This is a genomic window from Bradyrhizobium sp. SZCCHNR2028, from assembly GCF_032380995.1.
Lineage (GTDB): Bacteria > Pseudomonadota > Alphaproteobacteria > Rhizobiales > Xanthobacteraceae > Bradyrhizobium.
The window spans coordinates 337,755-353,566 of the sequence record NZ_JAUHJF010000007.1 but is presented as its reverse complement, the minus strand read 5'-3'; the positions used below and the strand labels follow the sequence as shown (position 1 = coordinate 353,566).

The 15,812-nt window shown below is 64.0% G+C and carries 15 protein-coding genes; 2 read left to right on the top strand and 13 right to left on the bottom strand.

Annotated features, from left to right (window positions below):
- The 3 genes from QX121_RS15075 to QX121_RS15065 all read right to left on the bottom strand — a co-directional run.
- Nucleotides 1–915 (bottom strand): oxidoreductase (locus QX121_RS15075; protein ID WP_315812337.1); only part of this gene is annotated, 915 nt, incomplete at its 3' end.
- A 158-nt stretch (nucleotides 916–1,073) separates the two neighbouring features.
- The gene (locus QX121_RS15070; protein ID WP_315812336.1) at nucleotides 1,074–1,718 is read right to left on the bottom strand and encodes an SDR family oxidoreductase; all 645 of its coding nucleotides are present in this window, start codon (nucleotides 1,716–1,718) and stop codon (nucleotides 1,074–1,076) included.
- A gap of 83 nt (nucleotides 1,719–1,801) precedes the next feature.
- Nucleotides 1,802–2,422: an FMN-dependent NADH-azoreductase gene (locus tag QX121_RS15065; RefSeq protein ID WP_315812335.1), complete on the bottom strand. Its 621-nt coding sequence runs from the start codon at nucleotides 2,420–2,422 to the stop codon at nucleotides 1,802–1,804.
- Between the two features lie 85 nt (nucleotides 2,423–2,507).
- Here QX121_RS15065 and QX121_RS15060 point away from each other — a divergent pair, with 85 nt between their 5' ends.
- On the top strand, nucleotides 2,508–2,885 hold the full coding sequence (locus QX121_RS15060; protein WP_315812334.1) for a helix-turn-helix domain-containing protein: 378 nt from the start codon (nucleotides 2,508–2,510) through the stop codon (nucleotides 2,883–2,885).
- A gap of 266 nt (nucleotides 2,886–3,151) precedes the next feature.
- Here the strand turns inward: QX121_RS15060 and QX121_RS15055 are convergent, their stop codons facing one another.
- From QX121_RS15055 to QX121_RS15015, 9 genes are all read right to left on the bottom strand, one after another.
- Complete coding sequence (locus tag QX121_RS15055; protein ID WP_315812333.1) at nucleotides 3,152–3,283, bottom strand: hypothetical protein; 132 nt, start codon at nucleotides 3,281–3,283, stop codon at nucleotides 3,152–3,154.
- A 145-nt stretch (nucleotides 3,284–3,428) separates the two neighbouring features.
- Nucleotides 3,429–4,229 (bottom strand): TIGR02391 family protein, encoded by an 801-nt coding sequence (locus QX121_RS15050; RefSeq protein WP_315812344.1) that lies wholly within the window; start codon nucleotides 4,227–4,229, stop codon nucleotides 3,429–3,431.
- 193 nt (nucleotides 4,230–4,422) lie between these two features.
- On the bottom strand, nucleotides 4,423–5,631 hold the full coding sequence (locus QX121_RS15045; RefSeq protein ID WP_315812332.1) for an XRE family transcriptional regulator: 1,209 nt from the start codon (nucleotides 5,629–5,631) through the stop codon (nucleotides 4,423–4,425).
- 101 nt (nucleotides 5,632–5,732) lie between these two features.
- Nucleotides 5,733–7,337 carry a glutamine-hydrolyzing GMP synthase gene (gene guaA / locus QX121_RS15040; protein WP_315812331.1) on the bottom strand — a complete coding sequence of 535 codons (1,605 nt, stop codon included), beginning with the start codon at nucleotides 7,335–7,337 and terminating at the stop codon, nucleotides 5,733–5,735.
- Nucleotides 7,338–7,808: 471 nt separating this feature from the next.
- Nucleotides 7,809–9,110, bottom strand: a complete 1,302-nt coding sequence (locus QX121_RS15035; protein ID WP_315812330.1) for an RsmB/NOP family class I SAM-dependent RNA methyltransferase — start codon at nucleotides 9,108–9,110, stop codon at nucleotides 7,809–7,811.
- A gap of 13 nt (nucleotides 9,111–9,123) precedes the next feature.
- Nucleotides 9,124–9,459 carry a hypothetical protein gene (locus QX121_RS15030; protein ID WP_315812329.1) on the bottom strand — a complete coding sequence of 112 codons (336 nt, stop codon included), beginning with the start codon at nucleotides 9,457–9,459 and terminating at the stop codon, nucleotides 9,124–9,126.
- Nucleotides 9,460–9,598: 139 nt separating this feature from the next.
- Nucleotides 9,599–10,621, bottom strand: a complete 1,023-nt coding sequence (locus QX121_RS15025; RefSeq protein WP_315812328.1) for an NADP-dependent oxidoreductase — start codon at nucleotides 10,619–10,621, stop codon at nucleotides 9,599–9,601.
- Between the two features lie 155 nt (nucleotides 10,622–10,776).
- Nucleotides 10,777–12,264: an IMP dehydrogenase gene (gene guaB / locus QX121_RS15020; protein ID WP_315739185.1), complete on the bottom strand. Its 1,488-nt coding sequence runs from the start codon at nucleotides 12,262–12,264 to the stop codon at nucleotides 10,777–10,779.
- Between the two features lie 279 nt (nucleotides 12,265–12,543).
- Nucleotides 12,544–12,792, bottom strand: coding sequence for a hypothetical protein (locus QX121_RS15015; protein ID WP_315770931.1), 249 nt, complete (start codon nucleotides 12,790–12,792; stop codon nucleotides 12,544–12,546).
- Nucleotides 12,793–12,928: 136 nt separating this feature from the next.
- Here QX121_RS15015 and QX121_RS15010 point away from each other — a divergent pair, with 136 nt between their 5' ends.
- Nucleotides 12,929–14,416 carry a DHA2 family efflux MFS transporter permease subunit gene (locus QX121_RS15010; protein WP_315812327.1) on the top strand — a complete coding sequence of 496 codons (1,488 nt, stop codon included), beginning with the start codon at nucleotides 12,929–12,931 and terminating at the stop codon, nucleotides 14,414–14,416.
- Nucleotides 14,417–14,430: 14 nt separating this feature from the next.
- On the opposite strand, the gene QX121_RS15005 is transcribed toward QX121_RS15010, so the two are convergent.
- Nucleotides 14,431–15,621, bottom strand: coding sequence for a sialate O-acetylesterase (locus tag QX121_RS15005; protein WP_315812326.1), 1,191 nt, complete (start codon nucleotides 15,619–15,621; stop codon nucleotides 14,431–14,433).
- Nucleotides 15,622–15,812: the final 191 nt, after the last annotated feature.

Sequence of the window (15,812 nt, the reverse complement as noted above, 5' to 3'; positions counted from 1 at the left end):
ATCGACGGAGGGCAAGCCAGGGTCGATACCGGTCATCTTGACGGACACATCCCACAGTCGCTTGGCGAGCTGCGGATTCCTCGCCTCCTCGGAGGGAAGACCTTCACCGGAAGGACCGCGCAGTTCGGAGAACCCCGTCGGCCCATAGTAGCCGCTGGGCTTTATCCGCCCGGTCGCTGCGTGCAGCGCGCCCCAGGCGCCCATGGTGGGCGTGGCGAATAGCAAGCCGATCAGCGACATCACTATCTTGCCCCACCAGCTGTCGCGGGCGAGGTTTGTTCCGACAAGACCCGGGTGGCAGGCCACCGCTGTTACCGGCGCTCCCGCCGCCCTCAGCCGCCGATCCAGCTCGAAGACGAAGAGCAGGTTCGCGAGCTTGCTGGCGCCATAGCGTGGAAGCCACCTGTAGCTCTTCTGAGCGTTAAGGTCGTCCCATTCGATCTTCGCGCCCCTATGCTGCCCGCTGCTCGTGACGACGATGCGCGATCCGGGCGTTTCCATGAGCTTCGGCAGCATGAGCGCGCTGAACGCGAAGCAGCCAAGATGATTGACGCCGAACGTCTGCTCGAAGCCCTGCGCTGTGTGCTTCAGCGTCGGCCCCTGCACGCCGGCATTGTTGATCAGCACGTCGACACGCGGCTCCTTGGCGGCGAGTTCAGCCGCCCGTCGCACGCTCGCCAAATCCGCCAGGTCAAGTGCAAGGAGCGCGAGCTCAGCTCCCGGAGTCTTTTGACGAATCCGGCTCAGCGCGGCTCTCGCCTTCGCTTCGTCGCGGCACGCGAGCAACACCCGCGCGTGCCGAGCCGCCAGCGCGCTCGCCACTTCGAAGCCTATTCCCGTATTGGCCCCCGTGACGATGAAGCACTTGCCTGACTGATCGGGCACATCGGCCGTCGTAAATCCCTTGGATGGCATAGATTTCTCCTCGCTCTCGACGCGCGCTTGGTCTGTCGCCCCTGAACGCCGCACCGAACCGCACTCGAAGTTACGAGCCACCATGTCGGATCGAGTGGTGCACCAGTGGCAGTCGCAGCGCGCATGTCCGCCAAACAAGTCTGACGCGCCATCCGCCCTCAGATGTGATCGGCTATCCCCGGCGCGGCGCGCACGTATTCTTTGGCTGCGACCTGATCGACCAGGAATTTCGCGAGGTTTCCGCGCGACAGCTTCGTGCCGAGCTTCGTCTTGCCATACCAGCCTGCGTCCACCTGGCCTGTTGCGGGCCCATCCTTGAGGTTGGGAATCCGAACCAGTGTCCAATCGAGGTGTGAGTTGCTCACTAGTCCAGCGGTCGCCTTGATGTCGTCATAGGCGTTGTGGACGATTATCCTGAACAGCATGACGAATGCTTGAGACTTGAGGTCGAAACCATCCTTCGGATCACGATAGATGGCCGTCGAGATTTGAATGAACCGACGAACGTTCAGCTCTTCCATGACAGAGATGATCGTGCCGACGCCGCGCATGATTGGCCGCTTCTCGCGCGCTTTCAGAGTGTTGGGCCCCAGGGCGCTGATCACCGCGTCAGAGCCCGCGACACACGCTTTGATCGCTTCGCGATTGTTTAAGTCACCGACGATGACCTCAATCTTGCTAGCAAGGGCCGAGAGTTTTCCGGCGTCGCGCGTGTAGACGGACAGCTCATATCCTTGCCGGAGCGCCTCTTCGATAATGTGTCTTCCGGTTGGTCCGGTCCCTCCAAAGAGAGCAATCTTCATCACATCTTCCTTCCTGCCTTTTGGCTTGGAAGCAACTGCTCTGGCTGCTGACATAATCGCCTGAGCAGCCGGCCGCTCCGCTTTCAGGCGGCCTTTTCCAAGACCGAGCGAACCTGGGCTTCGGTGGCGGCGATAGCGGCCTTGGCCGCCTCAGGCCCGAAGACGGTGCCTTCCACACGGACGATTTCAACGTCGGCCAGGCCGATGAAGCCCAAGAGGTGACGCAGATAGGCGGTCTGGAAATCAAAGGGAGCCCAGTCACCCTCGGAGAAGACGCCGCCTGCGGCAGTGACCAGATAGACCTTCTTGCCGGTCAGCAATCCCTGCAGCCTGCCGGCTTCGTTATAGCCAAAGGTCACGCGCGGCCAAGTGATGTGATCGAACCAAGCCTTCAACTGCGACGATAGACCGAAATTGATCATGCCTGAACCCAAGACGATCACGTCAGCAGCCTTCACCTCATCGACGAGCTCCTGGGCAAGGCCGACCGCCTTGAGCTGCTCGGGTGTGCGCGCCTCGGGGGCCGCGACGCGGCCTTGAATGTACGCTTGGCCGATATGCGGGAGCGGGTTAGCCGCCAGATCGCGCGTCAAAACGGCGCCGCCCAAGCGAACCTTGAAGCCTTCGGCGATCTCGGTCGCGAAACGGGTGGACAGGCTCTCGGCGCCACGAGGGCTCGAGGTAACGAGGAGGATGTTGGTCATGGTTGCTCCGACGTGAACAGCGTAGTAACTCTTGTTACTAACACTATTAAGGTGACTGCCATGTCCCTCGCAAGAAGGCACTCCAATGACACTTAGTGACATTGATTTTCCTACCCCGAGCAAAGGTGACGACTGTCGGATGGTTCGGGAAATCCTTGATCTCGTCGGCGACAAGTGGAGCCTGTACATCATCGCAACGCTCAAAGATGGATCAGTTCGGTTCAATGAGCTGAGGCGTCAGATCGACGGCATCTCGCAGCGGATGCTGACGATCACCTTGCGCGGACTGGAACGCGACGGCTTGGTGAAGCGGACATTGTTCCCCACTATTCCGCCGCGCGTGGATTATGAGTTGACGGATGTTGGGCGGACGCTTCTTGCGCCGGTAATGGCTCTCGTTACGTGGGCGAACACCAATCAGGAGAACATCCAAAACGCTCGCGTCCGATACGATGCAAGCTAGTTGGCAGCGGACATCACTTATCCGATTTGCTCGCTATGGCACGCTATTGCCGCACAGGCAGAGCTGGGTTCTTCCAACGCGCACGATCTATCGTCTCCTACCTCTCAGTCAGAATTGACGGAGAGAGAAAAGATGAGCCAAGCACCTCAGGCGGCCCGCAGAACAATCCGCCAGCGTGGCGGGCGGTATGTGAGAATAAAGTGCAGTCCAGCACTGTCACCAGGCCTGCCGCAAACGCCGGATGTCTTCCTGACGCAACTCCCGCTTCAACTGCCAGTGCGCACAGCTTCGCGCACGATCTCGCTGGTGGTGGCGTATTCGCCGGACTCGACGGCCGTATTGAGCGCCAAGACCTGCTCACTGGTCGGCGCAACACTCAGCTTTTCGACGGACGCCACGGAGATCGCTCCTCAAACGGGGCATAAATTACCAGTTTATGCTGCCTTAGCCTATACCAAGCGGCCATAGCCATTGCACTGCTTTTGCCCATCAGCGGCGATACGCCGGAGCATCGTCGAGAGTTTTGTGCACCGTCACCGTAACCTAGACTCTCGGCGGAATGCTAACCTTGTCTAACCGGCGGTGAATAAGCGACACGATTGAAAACAGATCCTCTGCGTCCTCCTTAGTCATCTGCCAAGTTATCCGCGGCTCGTGTGCAGCGGGGTTCCTAAACATACTGAAGGTGCCACGCACCATGTTTGCAAATCCTCTCTGCTCACTCATCTGGCTGTCGTTTGCGAGCGAATTGATCGCAAGCATCGGCGGATTGCCCGCAAGGGCTCTATCAACAAGGACCGAACCATCATCGGTTAAGCCAGTCTTCTCTCTGATCTTTTCGGCTACACTTTTCACGGCCTCTAGAACCGCATGGAAGTAATTATCGGCTAGCAGCTCCTCACGACAAAACTTCAACACATCCGGATGCGCGCCGCGAACGTTGAGGTCGGCGCGCAGTTCCTGAGCGCGTCGCTTCGCATCCGAAAGCGTGTCCACTCGGTCAGAGGCCTCCACGACTCCGGCAACACTGACCGCCAAGCCAGCAAATGCTAATGCGACATTCAGATTTGCGCGCATCGGCTCGAACTTTTCGGGGTTTCGAATATAACGCTCTGGCTTCATAGTCTTGCGGATAAAGGCGAGAATCGCAACGCGGTCCTGCCGGGTGTTCTGGCTGAGCGCGAATGCGTTATAAAGACGATGCCGCTTAGTTAGCGCTGGATCCGGATCAGCCATTTGGCAAGATGCCAGGATGTGCGCGATCTCCGACCCGGTGAGACCTTGATCCGTGTCACCTAGAGCATCAGCGATCGCCCGTATCTGGCTTTGTGTAAATTGAACCACCTCAATCAACCTCGTTCCGAGTATCGCTCTGTCTGAGTGAACGTAAGGAACCCGGCCAGCAATTTTCGGCGAGCCTGCTTTTCACGCCTGTCTTATCTGTCAATTGCCGATCTGACGTAGTCGCAACCAATAGCATCTAGTAGAAAAAGGCCCATTTTTCCACAACCAACAGATGGCGGCATGCGCGCCTTATCTAGCCCCGCCAGCCAAAATCAGAAAACCATTGAGCGCCGCGGTGAGTGCTTGGTTCAGCCTTACGCCCATGCTGATTTTCAGCATAATCGAAAAGCGGCAGGTCTTTGATCGTCTTTTTCTTCGTCTTCGCCTTTGAAATTCTGGACCGGGCTTGGTGTAGATGTTCGAGCGGGAGGGACAGGACAACCGACCCCGAAGACCCTTGGTTCGCAGAGCCTCCCCTCTGTTGGGCGGCGACTTCGGTCGATCTCGACGGAGTTTTAATATTGCCATCAACGCTTGCAGATAGCCGCTTAATCTCGTCACGCTCGTTCCGCGTAAGTGGCTGCAACTCCCGAATGCGCTTCTGAGCTAGCCACAGTGGTACGCGCGCCTTCCGAGCCAACATTTCAGCTGTCTTGAACTGCTCCACAATGTTTAAGGGCATCAAGAACTCACGCGCGAAGAAATCAGCTTCATATTCGACGCGCTTATTTTTGGGCGAGGAAACTATAGTGCCCGGACGCGAAAAACGCATAAATGTGTGCGAGGCGTTACGGTGAAGTATCCAGTGTGCGAGTTCGTGGGCCAACATGAACCGCGAGTCCTCTGTTTCGCGAAACGCCGCGTCGTAGAACCACTCGGTCGAAACGAACCGGCTGATCGACTTTCCGTCAGACTCTGAAATTATCTGAACATGGTCTCCCATCGACCCATCAGGATCAACTTGTAACGAAAACTCCGGGTCGATACTTGGCAATTGACGTTCGACTATCCGAAGTACGTCAAAGCTGATCTGCGCCCCCAGCCTAAACACAGCACGTGCTAGGGACGCTCGTTCACGGATTTCATGATCAGAATAATTGGTCGATTTACATGTCTCCAACATCAAACGAAGCTGCCTCACCCCCTCGGCAGACAACTCGTTCAGATTGCGCGCAAAGTCGTCTGCGAGCATTGCTCGCTCGCCATTGTTTGGAAAAACTTTAACTAGCGTTCGCTCACCCGAAGCCAAGTCGCGAAGGATTTGCGTCTCTTGGTCCGACAGGCTCAGCCAATGAGCCACCTCTTGAGGATAGTCTTCAGGCACAGGGCGCTTGCCACGCTCGATCGCCGAAATGTATGCGACCGAAATGCCAAGCGCCTTTGCTTGGTCACCCATACTAAGATGGTGCCGAATTCGAAACTCGCGGCACTTCGTTCCAAATTGAGTAAGACGGTCCTTCATGACGAATCACCCTCTTGTGCCTCGTCTTGGACGCTACTCACTACATCTAGCGCGTCAACATACTCGTAGATATATTCAACAGCTCTGTTGACACTACCCAACTACTCCCACTCAATCGTCCCCGGCGGCTTGCTCGTCACGTCATACACCACCCGGTTCACGCCCTTCACCTCGTTGATGATCCGCGTTGCCACCGCGCCCAAAAACTTCATGTCGAACGGATAGAAATCCGCGGTCATGCCGTCGGTGGAGGTGACGGCGCGCAGGCCGACGACGTAGTCGTAGGTGCGGCCGTCGCCCATGACGCCGACGGTCTTGACGGGGAGCAGCACGGCGAAAGCCTGCCAGATGGTGTCGTAGAGGCCGGCCTTGCGGATCTCGTCGATGTAGATGGCGTCGGCCTTGCGCAGGATGTCGAGCTTGTCTGTCGTGATCTCGCCGGGGCAGCGGATGGCGAGGCCGGGGCCCGGGAACGGGTGGCGGCCGACGAACACGTCGGGCAGGCCGAGCTCGCGGCCGAGCACGCGGACCTCGTCCTTGAACAGCTCGCGCAACGGCTCGACCAGCTTCATGTTCATGCGGGCCGGGAGGCCGCCGACATTGTGGTGCGACTTGATCGTCACCGAGGGGCCGCCGGTGAAGGAGACGCTCTCGATCACGTCGGGATAGAGCGTGCCCTGCGCCAGGAAATCGGCGCCGCCGATCTTCTTGGCCTCCGCCTCGAACACGTCGATGAAGAGTCGTCCGATCGTCTTGCGCTTCTGCTCCGGGTCGGTGACGCCGGCGAGCTCGCCGAGGAAGAGCTTTGACGCGTCCACATGCACCAGCGGGATGTTGTAGTGGTGCCGGAACAGATCGACGACGGTCTCGGCCTCGTTGAGCCTGAGCAGGCCGTGATCGACGAACACGCAGGTGAGCTGGTCGCCGATCGCCTCGTGGATCAGCACCGCGGCAACGGCGGAATCGACACCGCCGGACAGGCCGCAGATCACCTTGCCCTTGCCGACTTGCGCGCGGATCTTCTTGATCTCCTCCGCGCGGAAGGCGTGCATGGTCCAGTCGCCGCCGAGGCCGGCGATGTTGCGGACGAAGTTGCGGATCAGTTTTGCGCCGTCGGGCGTGTGCACCACCTCGGGGTGGAACATCAGGCCGTAGTACTTGCGCTGTTCGTCCTGGATCACGGCGAACGGCGCGTTCGGCGAGACGCCGGCGACCGAGAAGCCCGGCGGCATCTGCGTGATGCGGTCGCCATGGCTCATCCATACCTGGTGTTGCTCGCCGGTCTGCCAGACGCCCTCGAACAGGCGGCTCGTGGTCTTCACCTCGACGTCGGCGCGGCCGAACTCGCGGTGGTGGCCGCCCTCGACGGTGCCGCCGAGCTGGGCGGCCATCGTCATCTGGCCGTAGCAGATGCCCATCACGGGGACGCCGGAGTCGAAGATCAGTTGCGGGGCGCGCGGGGAGCCTTCCTCATGGACCGATTCCGGACCGCCGGACAGGATCACGGCCTTGGGCTGCATCTCGCGGAAGGCGGCCTCCGCCTTCTGGAACGGCACGATCTCGCAATACACGCCGTCCTCGCGCACCCGGCGCGCGATGAGCTGCGTGACCTGGCTGCCGAAATCGACGATCAGGATCTTGTCGTGGAGCGCGGCCACGGAGGTGTCGGCGGCGGCGCTGGCGGGGGTGTTGGGCTGGGCTGTCATGGCAAGCAATTACGCCGCGGCGGGAGGACTCGCAACCCTTGCCAGCAAGCGATTCACCGGTGCGTACCCCACCCACCGCTGTCGTCCCGGCCAAGCGGACTGGGGCAATGCGCAGCATTGCGCCAGTTCGCGCCGAGCCGGGATCCATAGCCACAGGACGCGGGGCTCGGGCACGCTGTGGCCACAGCTCGCGCCAGACGACGGCCGCGGAGTATGGGTCCCGGGTCGGCGCCCCACGCGCTACGCGCGCGGGCTTGCCCGGGACGACAGCGGGGAATGTTCGTGGCGGGGGGCCGTAGGGTGGGCAAAGGCGCGCGGCAGGCCTTCCGTTTGGTCCACGCTGATGCGCGCCGTGCCCACCGTCGGGCGGCGTTCACCGCGGCGACACGGTGGGCACGGCGCCATTGCCATTGTCGTGCGCGGACATGGCGCGGCAGCGCCTTTGCCCACCCTACGGCGGCGTGGGTGCGGCTACGCCTGCTTCTTCAGCACCGACACGAAGAACCCGTCCGTACCCGTCCGGCGCGGGGTCATCAGCCAGCCCTCCGGCGTCTTCAGCGCGGCCTCGGCGAAGGCCTCGGCCTTGTCCCAGAGGACGGTGGCGGTTTGCTCCGGGGGCTGGATGGAGAACTCAGGGTGGCGTCCGACGAAGGCGCGGACCTGGTCGCCGTTCTCCGGGTTCAGCACCGAGCAGGTGATGTAGGCGATGCGGCCGCCGGGCTTGACCAGGGAGGCCGCGCGATCAAGCACTTCGGCCTGGTCCTTGAGACGGATCTCGAGGGCGCCGGGGCGCATGCGCCATTTGGCGTCGGGGTTGCGGCGCCAGGTCCCCGTGCCCGTGCAGGGGGCGTCGATGACGACGAGGTCGGCCGAGGCCTTGATGTCGGCGAGCGGGTCGGCGTCGCCCTTCGGGCTGCGGACATCGGCATTGTGGACCCCGGCGCGCGACAGCCGCTCGTGGATCGGCGCGAGCTGGCGCTTGTCGTGGTCGGTGGCGATCAGCCGGCCCTTGCCGCCCATCATCGCGGCCAGCGCCAGCGTCTTGCCGCCGGCGCCGGCGCAGAGGTCGATCACCTGCTCGCCGGGCTTGGCCGCGGTGAACAAGGCCGCGAGCTGCGAGCCCTCGTCCTGGACCTCGATGGCGCCCTTGATGAAATCCTCCTCGGCATGGATTCCGGGATTGCGGGCGTCGGCACCGAGCGTGATGCGCAGGCCGATCGGCGACCATGGCGTCGGCACGGCGCCGAGATGCTTCAGCGAGGCCTGCACCTTGTCGCGCTTCGCCTTGAGCGTGTTGACGCGCAAATCGAGCGGGGCGCGGCTGGCCATCGCCATGGCTTCCGCAACGCGGTCGTCGCCGAACACGGCGGCGAGATACGGGTCGAGCCAGTCGGGATAGTCGCCGGCGACCGGGGGCGGCGCGCCCTCGGTGGTGCGCGTGGCCAGCGCCCGCTCCTCCTGCGCGTTCAAGGGCGGCGGCGCGAAACGGCTGCCGTCGCACATCGCCGCGATGGTCGCGACATCGAGGCCGCGCTCGAGCTTGAGCATGCCGAGCACGCGGGCGCGCGCCGTGTCGTCCTCCATCAGGTAGGCGCTGGAGGCGCGGCGGCGCAGCACGTCCCAGACCAGGCCGGCGATGGCAGCGCGGTCGCCGGAGCCGGCGAAGCGGTGGCTGGTGCCCCAGTCCTTCAGCGCCTTGGCCGCCGGCGCCCTGTCGGCCTCGATGGTTTCGATGATGTCGATGGCGGCGGACAGCCGGGCGGCGGGGGTCATTCAGGGTCCAGTTCTAGATCAGGAGAAGGATCTTGAGGGCGAAATACAGCCACATCGCCAGCAGCACCAGCGCCGAGGCGGTCCAGGCGAGCCCGCGGTCGCCCTTGGCGCCGCCGACAAGGCCGGCATTGACGAAGCGGGTCACCACGAACACCCAGGACAGCAGCACGATCACCAGATCGGCGTGGCGCAGCGGCAGCGCAATGGCGATCAGGGCGTAGAACAGGGTCGGTAGGCCGAATTCGTCGGCGGCGTCAGTGGCTTGCGCCCGCGTCCTGTTCCAGAACAGCAGCGCGAAGGTGAGCCCGACCTCGACGAAGACGGGCAGCAGCACCATGGTCAGCGACATGAGAATCCCCCTCACGAATGTCGAAGGCCCGGCGCGATGCCGGGCCCTCGTGGATGAACCGGTTCCCTCAGGACTCCCGAAAAGCCTCCATGGTTCCCATGTTTTTGCGGAGAGGCTGAAGAATCACATCAAGTGTGGCTCAGGCCTTGTCCGGCCCGACCCGCACCAGCTGCTTGCCGAAATTGGCACCTTTCAGCAGGCCCATGAACGCTGACGGCGCATTCTCCAGGCCCTCGGTGACGAACTCCTTGTACTTGACCTTGCCGTCGCGGACCCAGGCCGACATGTCCTTGAGGAAGTCGCCGTGGCGGGAGGCGAAATCGGAGACGATGAAGCCGCGGATGGTCAGCCGCTTGGTCAGCACGTTGCGCATCAGGGCGCCGGCCCATTTCGGCGCCACCGACTGGGTGTCGTTGTAATGGGCGATCAGGCCGCAGACCGGCATGCGGGCGAAGGCGTTGAACAGCGGGAACACCGCCTCGAACACCGGGCCGCCGACATTCTCGAAATAGACGTCGATGCCTTTCGGGCAGGCTTCCTTGAGCTTGGCGGCGAGATCGGGATCGCGATGGTCGAGGCAGTCGTCGAAGCCGAACTCGGATCGAACGTAGTCGCATTTGTCCTTGCCGCCGGCGATGCCGATGGCGCGGGCGCCCTTGATCCGGGCGATCTGGCCCACGGCCGAGCCGACCGCGCCGGACGCCGCGGCGACCACCACCGTCTCGCCCGGCTTGGGCTGGCCGATGTCGAGCAGGCCAGTATAGGCGGTCATGCCGGGCATGCCGAGCACGCCGACGGCGGTCGAGATCGGCGCCAGCGCCGGGTCGACCTTGGCGAGGCCCTTGCCGTCGGAGATCGCATGCGTCTGCCAGCCGGCGCGCGCCAGCACGATGTCGCCGGCTTTGAAGCCGGGATTGTTGGAGGCCACGACTTCGCACACGGTGCCCGCTTCCATCACGCCGCCGACCGGCACCGGCTGGGCATAAGACGGCCCGTCGCTCATGCGCCCGCGCATGTACGGATCGAGCGACAGCCAGATCGTGCGCAGCAGCACTTCGCCAGCACCGGGCGTCGGAACGGCGTGCTCCTCGAGGCGGAAGTCGGACGGCTTGGGCTCGCCGACGGGACGGGCGGCGAGAACGATGCGCTTGGCTTGGGACATGGGATGTTTCCTCTTTTGTTGGTTGTGACGGTCGATGCTGGTAGCCCCACGGGCGCCGTCATTGCGAGAAGCGAAGCGACGAAGCAATCCAGGGCTTCACGCGCCGCCCTGGATTGCTTCGCTTCGCTCGCAATGACGGAGAGAGCAAGCGTCGCTTACACCCCGCCCGGATAGTTCGGGCTTTCGCGCGTGATCGTGACGTCATGCACGTGGCTTTCGCGCAGGCCCGCGCCGGTGATGCGGACGAACTCGGACTTGGAGTGAAACTCGCCGAGATCCTTGGCGCCGACATAGCCCATGGCGGCGCGCAGGCCCCCGGCGAGCTGGTGCATGACGTTGCCGACCGGGCCCTTGTACGGCACCTGGCCCTCGATGCCTTCCGGCACGAGCTTCAGGGTGTCCTTGATGTCCTGCTGGAAGTAGCGGTCGGCCGAGCCCCGCGCCATCGCGCCGACCGAGCCCATGCCGCGATAAGCCTTGTAGGAGCGGCCCTGCCACAGGAACACTTCGCCGGGGGTCTCGTCGGTGCCGGCGAGCAGCGAGCCGACCATGGCGACGTCGGCGCCGGCGGCGAGCGCCTTGGCGAGATCGCCGGAGAACTTGATGCCGCCGTCGGCGATGACCGGCACATCGGCCTTCTTGGCCGCCTCGACCGCATCCATGATCGCGGTGAGCTGCGGCACGCCGACGCCGGCGACGATGCGGGTGGTGCAGATCGAGCCCGGGCCGATGCCGACCTTGACCGCGTCAGCCCCGGCATCGATCAGCGCCTGCGCGCCGTCGCGGGTGGCGATGTTGCCGGCGATCACCTGCACGGCGTTGGAGATGCGCTTAATGCGGTTGACCGCCTCGAGCACGCGCGAGGAATGACCGTGCGCGGTGTCGACCACGATGAGGTCGACACCGGCCTCGATCAGCCGCTCGGTGCGCTCGAAGCCGCCCTCGCCGACCGTCGTGGCGGCCGCGACACGCAGGCGGCCCTGGCCGTCCTTGCAGGCGAGCGGATGCGCGACCGCCTTCTCCATGTCCTTGACGGTGATCAGGCCGACGCAGCGGTACTGATCGTCGACGACCAGCAGCTTCTCGATGCGGTGCTTGTGCAGGATCTTCTTGGCCTCGTCCTGGCCGACGCCTTCGCGCACGGTGACGAGGTTCTCGTGCGTCATCAGCTCGGAGATCTTCTGGCGCGGATCGGTGGCGAAGCGCACGTCACGATTGGTGAGAATGCCGACCAGCTTGCCGGGGATGCCCTTGCCGCCGCCGGTGACCACCGGGATGCCGGAGAAGCCGTAGTCCTTCATCAGCGCCAGCGCGTCGGCGAGCGTCGCGTCGGGCGAGATGGTCAGCGGGTTGACCACCATGCCGGATTCGAACTTCTTGACCTGGCGCACCTGGGCGGCCTGGCCCTCGGGATCGAAATTGCGGTGGATGACCCCGACACCGCCGGCCTGCGCCATGGCGATCGCCATGCGCGCCTCGGTGACGGTATCCATGGCGGACGCCATGATCGGAATGTTGAGCGGGATCTCGCGCGTCACGCGCGAGCGGATGTCGACCTCGGAGGGAAGCACATCGGAGAGGCCCGGCTTCAGGAGCACGTCGTCGAAGGTGAAGGCTTCGCGAAGTGTCTGGACGGTCGCCATCGTCAACTCCTTGTCTGCGGCCAAAACGGCCGCGATGCGGGTACGGATGAGCAGCGCCGCCGTCGAGACCATGCCTCGCCGTCGAATCGTTGCCCATCGGTGGGGTTGACGCGGGTCGATAGCATGGGCCTGTGACGAATCAAAGGGCCGATCCACCATCCTCCCGCGATTGCGAAGAACGGCTGACAACGGCCCTCATTCGCGTGCCGCGCGCAATAAAAGATCGTGAATACCCTGAATCCGGAGCAGAAATTCCGCTCGCCTCCAGACCCGCCGGCCTCAGCGCCAAGCGCCCGGCGGCGGGCCGTAGCGCCTGATGGCGTCGACCACCTCGCGGTGCCGCCGGTCCTCCCGCCGCATGTGCACGGCGATCAAAGCGTGCGCCGAGGGCACCAGCAGCAGGACGTGAAAGAACAGGCCGAGGACCAGGCACACCAGACACAGCAGCAGGTTGAAGATCGCCGCGAACGGCTGCCCGTTGAGCAGCAGGCCCAGCGGCGGCACCAGGGCGGCGAGCAGGTAGATCATCGGCACATCTCCAAGAAGCGGGGACGCGACAGCGTCGCGCTGCATTTAGGGGGCCATGCCAGCAGCGCAATGGCCTCGTTCGTCGCAGGGTGTTAAAGCCGCACCGCCCGCCTGCCCTCCCCGCCGCCGACCTCCGATGAACAAGCAACGCGTCATTCCGCTGATCGTCGCCACCGCCCTGTTCATGGAGAACATGGACTCTACGGTGATCGCGACCTCGCTGCCGGCGATCGCCAGGGACATCGGCACCAGCCCGCTGACCTTGAAGCTCGCCATCACCTCCTATCTGCTGTCGCTGGCGGTGTTCATCCCGGCCAGCGGCTGGACCGCCGATCGCTTCGGCGCGCGGCGCGTGTTCTCGAGCGCCGTCTTCGTGTTCATGATCGGCTCGATCGGCTGCGCGCTCGCCAACTCGGTCGAGAACTTCGTGTTCGCGCGCATCCTGCAGGGCATGGGCGGGGCGATGATGACCCCGGTCGGGCGTCTCGTTCTCTTGCGTTCCGTCGACAAGAGCGCGCTGGTCGGCGCGATGGCCTGGGTCACCATCCCCGCGTTGATCGGCCCGGTCATCGGCCCGCCGGTCGGCGGCTTCATCACCACCTATTTCTCCTGGCACTGGATCTTCCTGATCAACATCCCGATCGGCATCGTCGGCATCATCATGGCGCTGCGCTTCATCGATCCGATCAAGAGCGAGAACCCCGAGCCGTTCGATCTCACCGGCATGGTGCTGGCGGGCATCGGCCTCGCCGGTCTCGCCTTCGGCCTCTCCGTCGCCGGCCTCAATTTGCTGCCATGGTCGGTGGTCGGCAGTCTCGTCGCGATCGGCGCGATCTCGATGACGCTCTATGTCCGCCACTCCTGGCGGACCAACTCGCCGGTGCTCGACTTCTCGCTGCTGCGACTGCCGACCCTGCGCGCCTCGATCGTCGGCGGCTTCATGTTTCGCCTGGGCATCGGCGCCCTGCCCTTCCTGCTGCCGCTGCTGATGCAGCTCGGCTTCGGGCTGTCGCCGTTCCAGTCCGGCCTCGTCACCTTCGGCTCCTCGGCCGGCGCGATGGGCATGAAGGCGCTGGCCGCGCGCCTCATCCGCGCCTTCGGCTTCCGCCATCTGATGACGGTCAACGCCGTCGTCAGCTCGGTCTTCCTCGCCGCCTGCGCGCTGTTCACGCCGGCGACGCCGCTGCTGCTGATCCTGATCATTCTCGTGGTCGGCGGCTTCTTCCGCTCGTTGCAGTTCACCGCGATCAACACCGTGGCCTATGCCGAGGTCGAGACTGCGCAGATGAGCCGCGCCACCACGCTCACCAGTGTCAACCAGCAGCTCGCGATCTCCGCCGGCGTCGCGGTCGGCGCGTTCTCGGTGGAGACCACGATGTGGATGCACGGGGCGAGCCAGCTCACCGCGTCGTCCTTCGCGCCCGCCTTCATTGTCGTCGCCATCACCTCGGCGCTGTCGTCGATCCTGTTCTGGCAGATGCCGGATGACGCCGGCAGCGAGATCTCAGGCCGTAAGGTGGCTGCGATCGCGAGCCGCAAGGGCGCTGAGAAGGGCGCGGAGAAGGCCGCCAGGAAATCGGCGAGCGAGACCACGCAGGACGTGCGGGATCAGCGGCTGGGGTAGCGACCGTTCTGCGGTCAAGGTCTCCTCGCGCCGGACTTCCAGAACTCGGCGAGGCGATCCGCCCACATCCGCGCGTGCAGCTCCGTGCCGGCACGGCCCATATGGCAGCCGTCATGGCGCAGCGTAAGCCCGATCTGATCGGTATCCGGGCCAGGATGGACGCCGAGCGCCGGGTTCGGCACGGCAGCCTGCGCCGAGCGTATGATCTCGTCGGGAACGCTGCCGCAAAGCGTCGCCGTGGCCACGAAGATCGGCGCCGTCACGTCGGCCGCCCGCAGGCCGGCGACGATCTCCAGATAGTTTCGCAAGTACGACAGCCGGCCCGCTTCCTTCATCTTCGGGGTGACTTGCAGATGCGTGCCGTCCTCCGCCCCGTTCGTCGAGAAGGCGAAGGCGTTGTGCTCGCCCTGATGCCAGAGCACCGCGCTTGGCTCGAGACCGGCGTCGCGCAGGCCGGCGATGGTTGCGAGCAGCACCTCGAAATACTTGCCGCCGCGGGCGCGCCACTCCTCGAGATAAGTCCCGCCGATCGCAACGGGTGCGATCACGACCGTCTTCGCCAGCCCGCGATCGATCAATTCGTCGCCCAGCCGGGTGGCGACGTTCTCGCCCCCGCCCGGCGTTCCCAGCAATGGATTGCGCGCCACGTAGCAGCGGCCGTCGAAGCGGTCGAAATTGTAGAACCGGTTGTGAGGCTGATAGAGCCGGCCACTCTGATCGGGCGCGCCGGTGTTGGAGATGTTCGACTGGCCCGCGGTCAGAAGCACCACCAGCCCCTCGCGCGGAATGGCGTCGCAGGCAATTGGCGTCGCCCTGGCACGCGCAGCCTCGTTGTCCCCCATGAGACAGCGCGAGGCGTTGCCGCCCGCGATGAAATCCGCGTCAGAACCGTACAGCGCAAGGGCAAGGTTGCGTCCCTGCAGCAGGCTCTGCACCTCCGGGTCGCTGCTCGCGCCGTCGATGCGACGGTCGATGTCGGCAAAGGCGGCGCGCCGCGTGCGTACCTGCTCCAACAGCGCCAGGAAGCCTGGGCGGGTCGAGATCGGTCCGACGGCGCAGGGAACGCAATTGCCGTCGCGTGACCTGGCAGAGGTTGTCGGCTGGCAGACGTCGCGAGCCGGCAGCACCTCCGCAGCGCCGGCCGTGGCAGCGAACGAGGCGAACCACGCTGCGACAAGTACGACGATTGATACACGCAGGTTCATGTTCCAGTCACTCTTCGTCGCCAACCTTGGATATCACCTCTGTTCCAGAGCTTGCATATGACTTCCAGCCGTTCCGGGCCTCATGGTTCGAGACGCGCCGCAAGCGGCGCTCCTCACCATGAGGGGCTTGGATCGCGCTCCGAACACAGACCTCGTCCTGAGGAGCGCGCCCCTTGGCGCGCGTCTCGAAG

Bases quoted from the DNA above. Each gene is read 5' to 3' on its own strand.
- QX121_RS15070 (WP_315812336.1), bottom strand. From the start codon at position 1,718: ATGAAGATTGCTCTCTTTGGAGGGACCGGACCAACCGGAAGACACATT.
- QX121_RS15065 (WP_315812335.1), bottom strand. From the start codon at position 2,422: ATGACCAACATCCTCCTCGTTACCTCGAGCCCTCGTGGCGCCGAGAGC.
- QX121_RS15060 (WP_315812334.1), top strand. From the start codon at position 2,508: ATGACACTTAGTGACATTGATTTTCCTACCCCGAGCAAAGGTGACGAC.
- QX121_RS15045 (WP_315812332.1), bottom strand. From the start codon at position 5,631: ATGAAGGACCGTCTTACTCAATTTGGAACGAAGTGCCGCGAGTTTCGA.
- guaA (WP_315812331.1), bottom strand. From the start codon at position 7,337: ATGACAGCCCAGCCCAACACCCCCGCCAGCGCCGCCGCCGACACCTCC.
- QX121_RS15035 (WP_315812330.1), bottom strand. From the start codon at position 9,110: ATGACCCCCGCCGCCCGGCTGTCCGCCGCCATCGACATCATCGAAACC.
- QX121_RS15030 (WP_315812329.1), bottom strand. From the start codon at position 9,459: ATGTCGCTGACCATGGTGCTGCTGCCCGTCTTCGTCGAGGTCGGGCTC.
- QX121_RS15025 (WP_315812328.1), bottom strand. From the start codon at position 10,621: ATGTCCCAAGCCAAGCGCATCGTTCTCGCCGCCCGTCCCGTCGGCGAG.
- guaB (WP_315739185.1), bottom strand. From the start codon at position 12,264: ATGGCGACCGTCCAGACACTTCGCGAAGCCTTCACCTTCGACGACGTG.
- QX121_RS15015 (WP_315770931.1), bottom strand. From the start codon at position 12,792: ATGATCTACCTGCTCGCCGCCCTGGTGCCGCCGCTGGGCCTGCTGCTC.
- QX121_RS15010 (WP_315812327.1), top strand. From the start codon at position 12,929: ATGAACAAGCAACGCGTCATTCCGCTGATCGTCGCCACCGCCCTGTTC.
- QX121_RS15005 (WP_315812326.1), bottom strand. From the start codon at position 15,621: ATGAACCTGCGTGTATCAATCGTCGTACTTGTCGCAGCGTGGTTCGCC.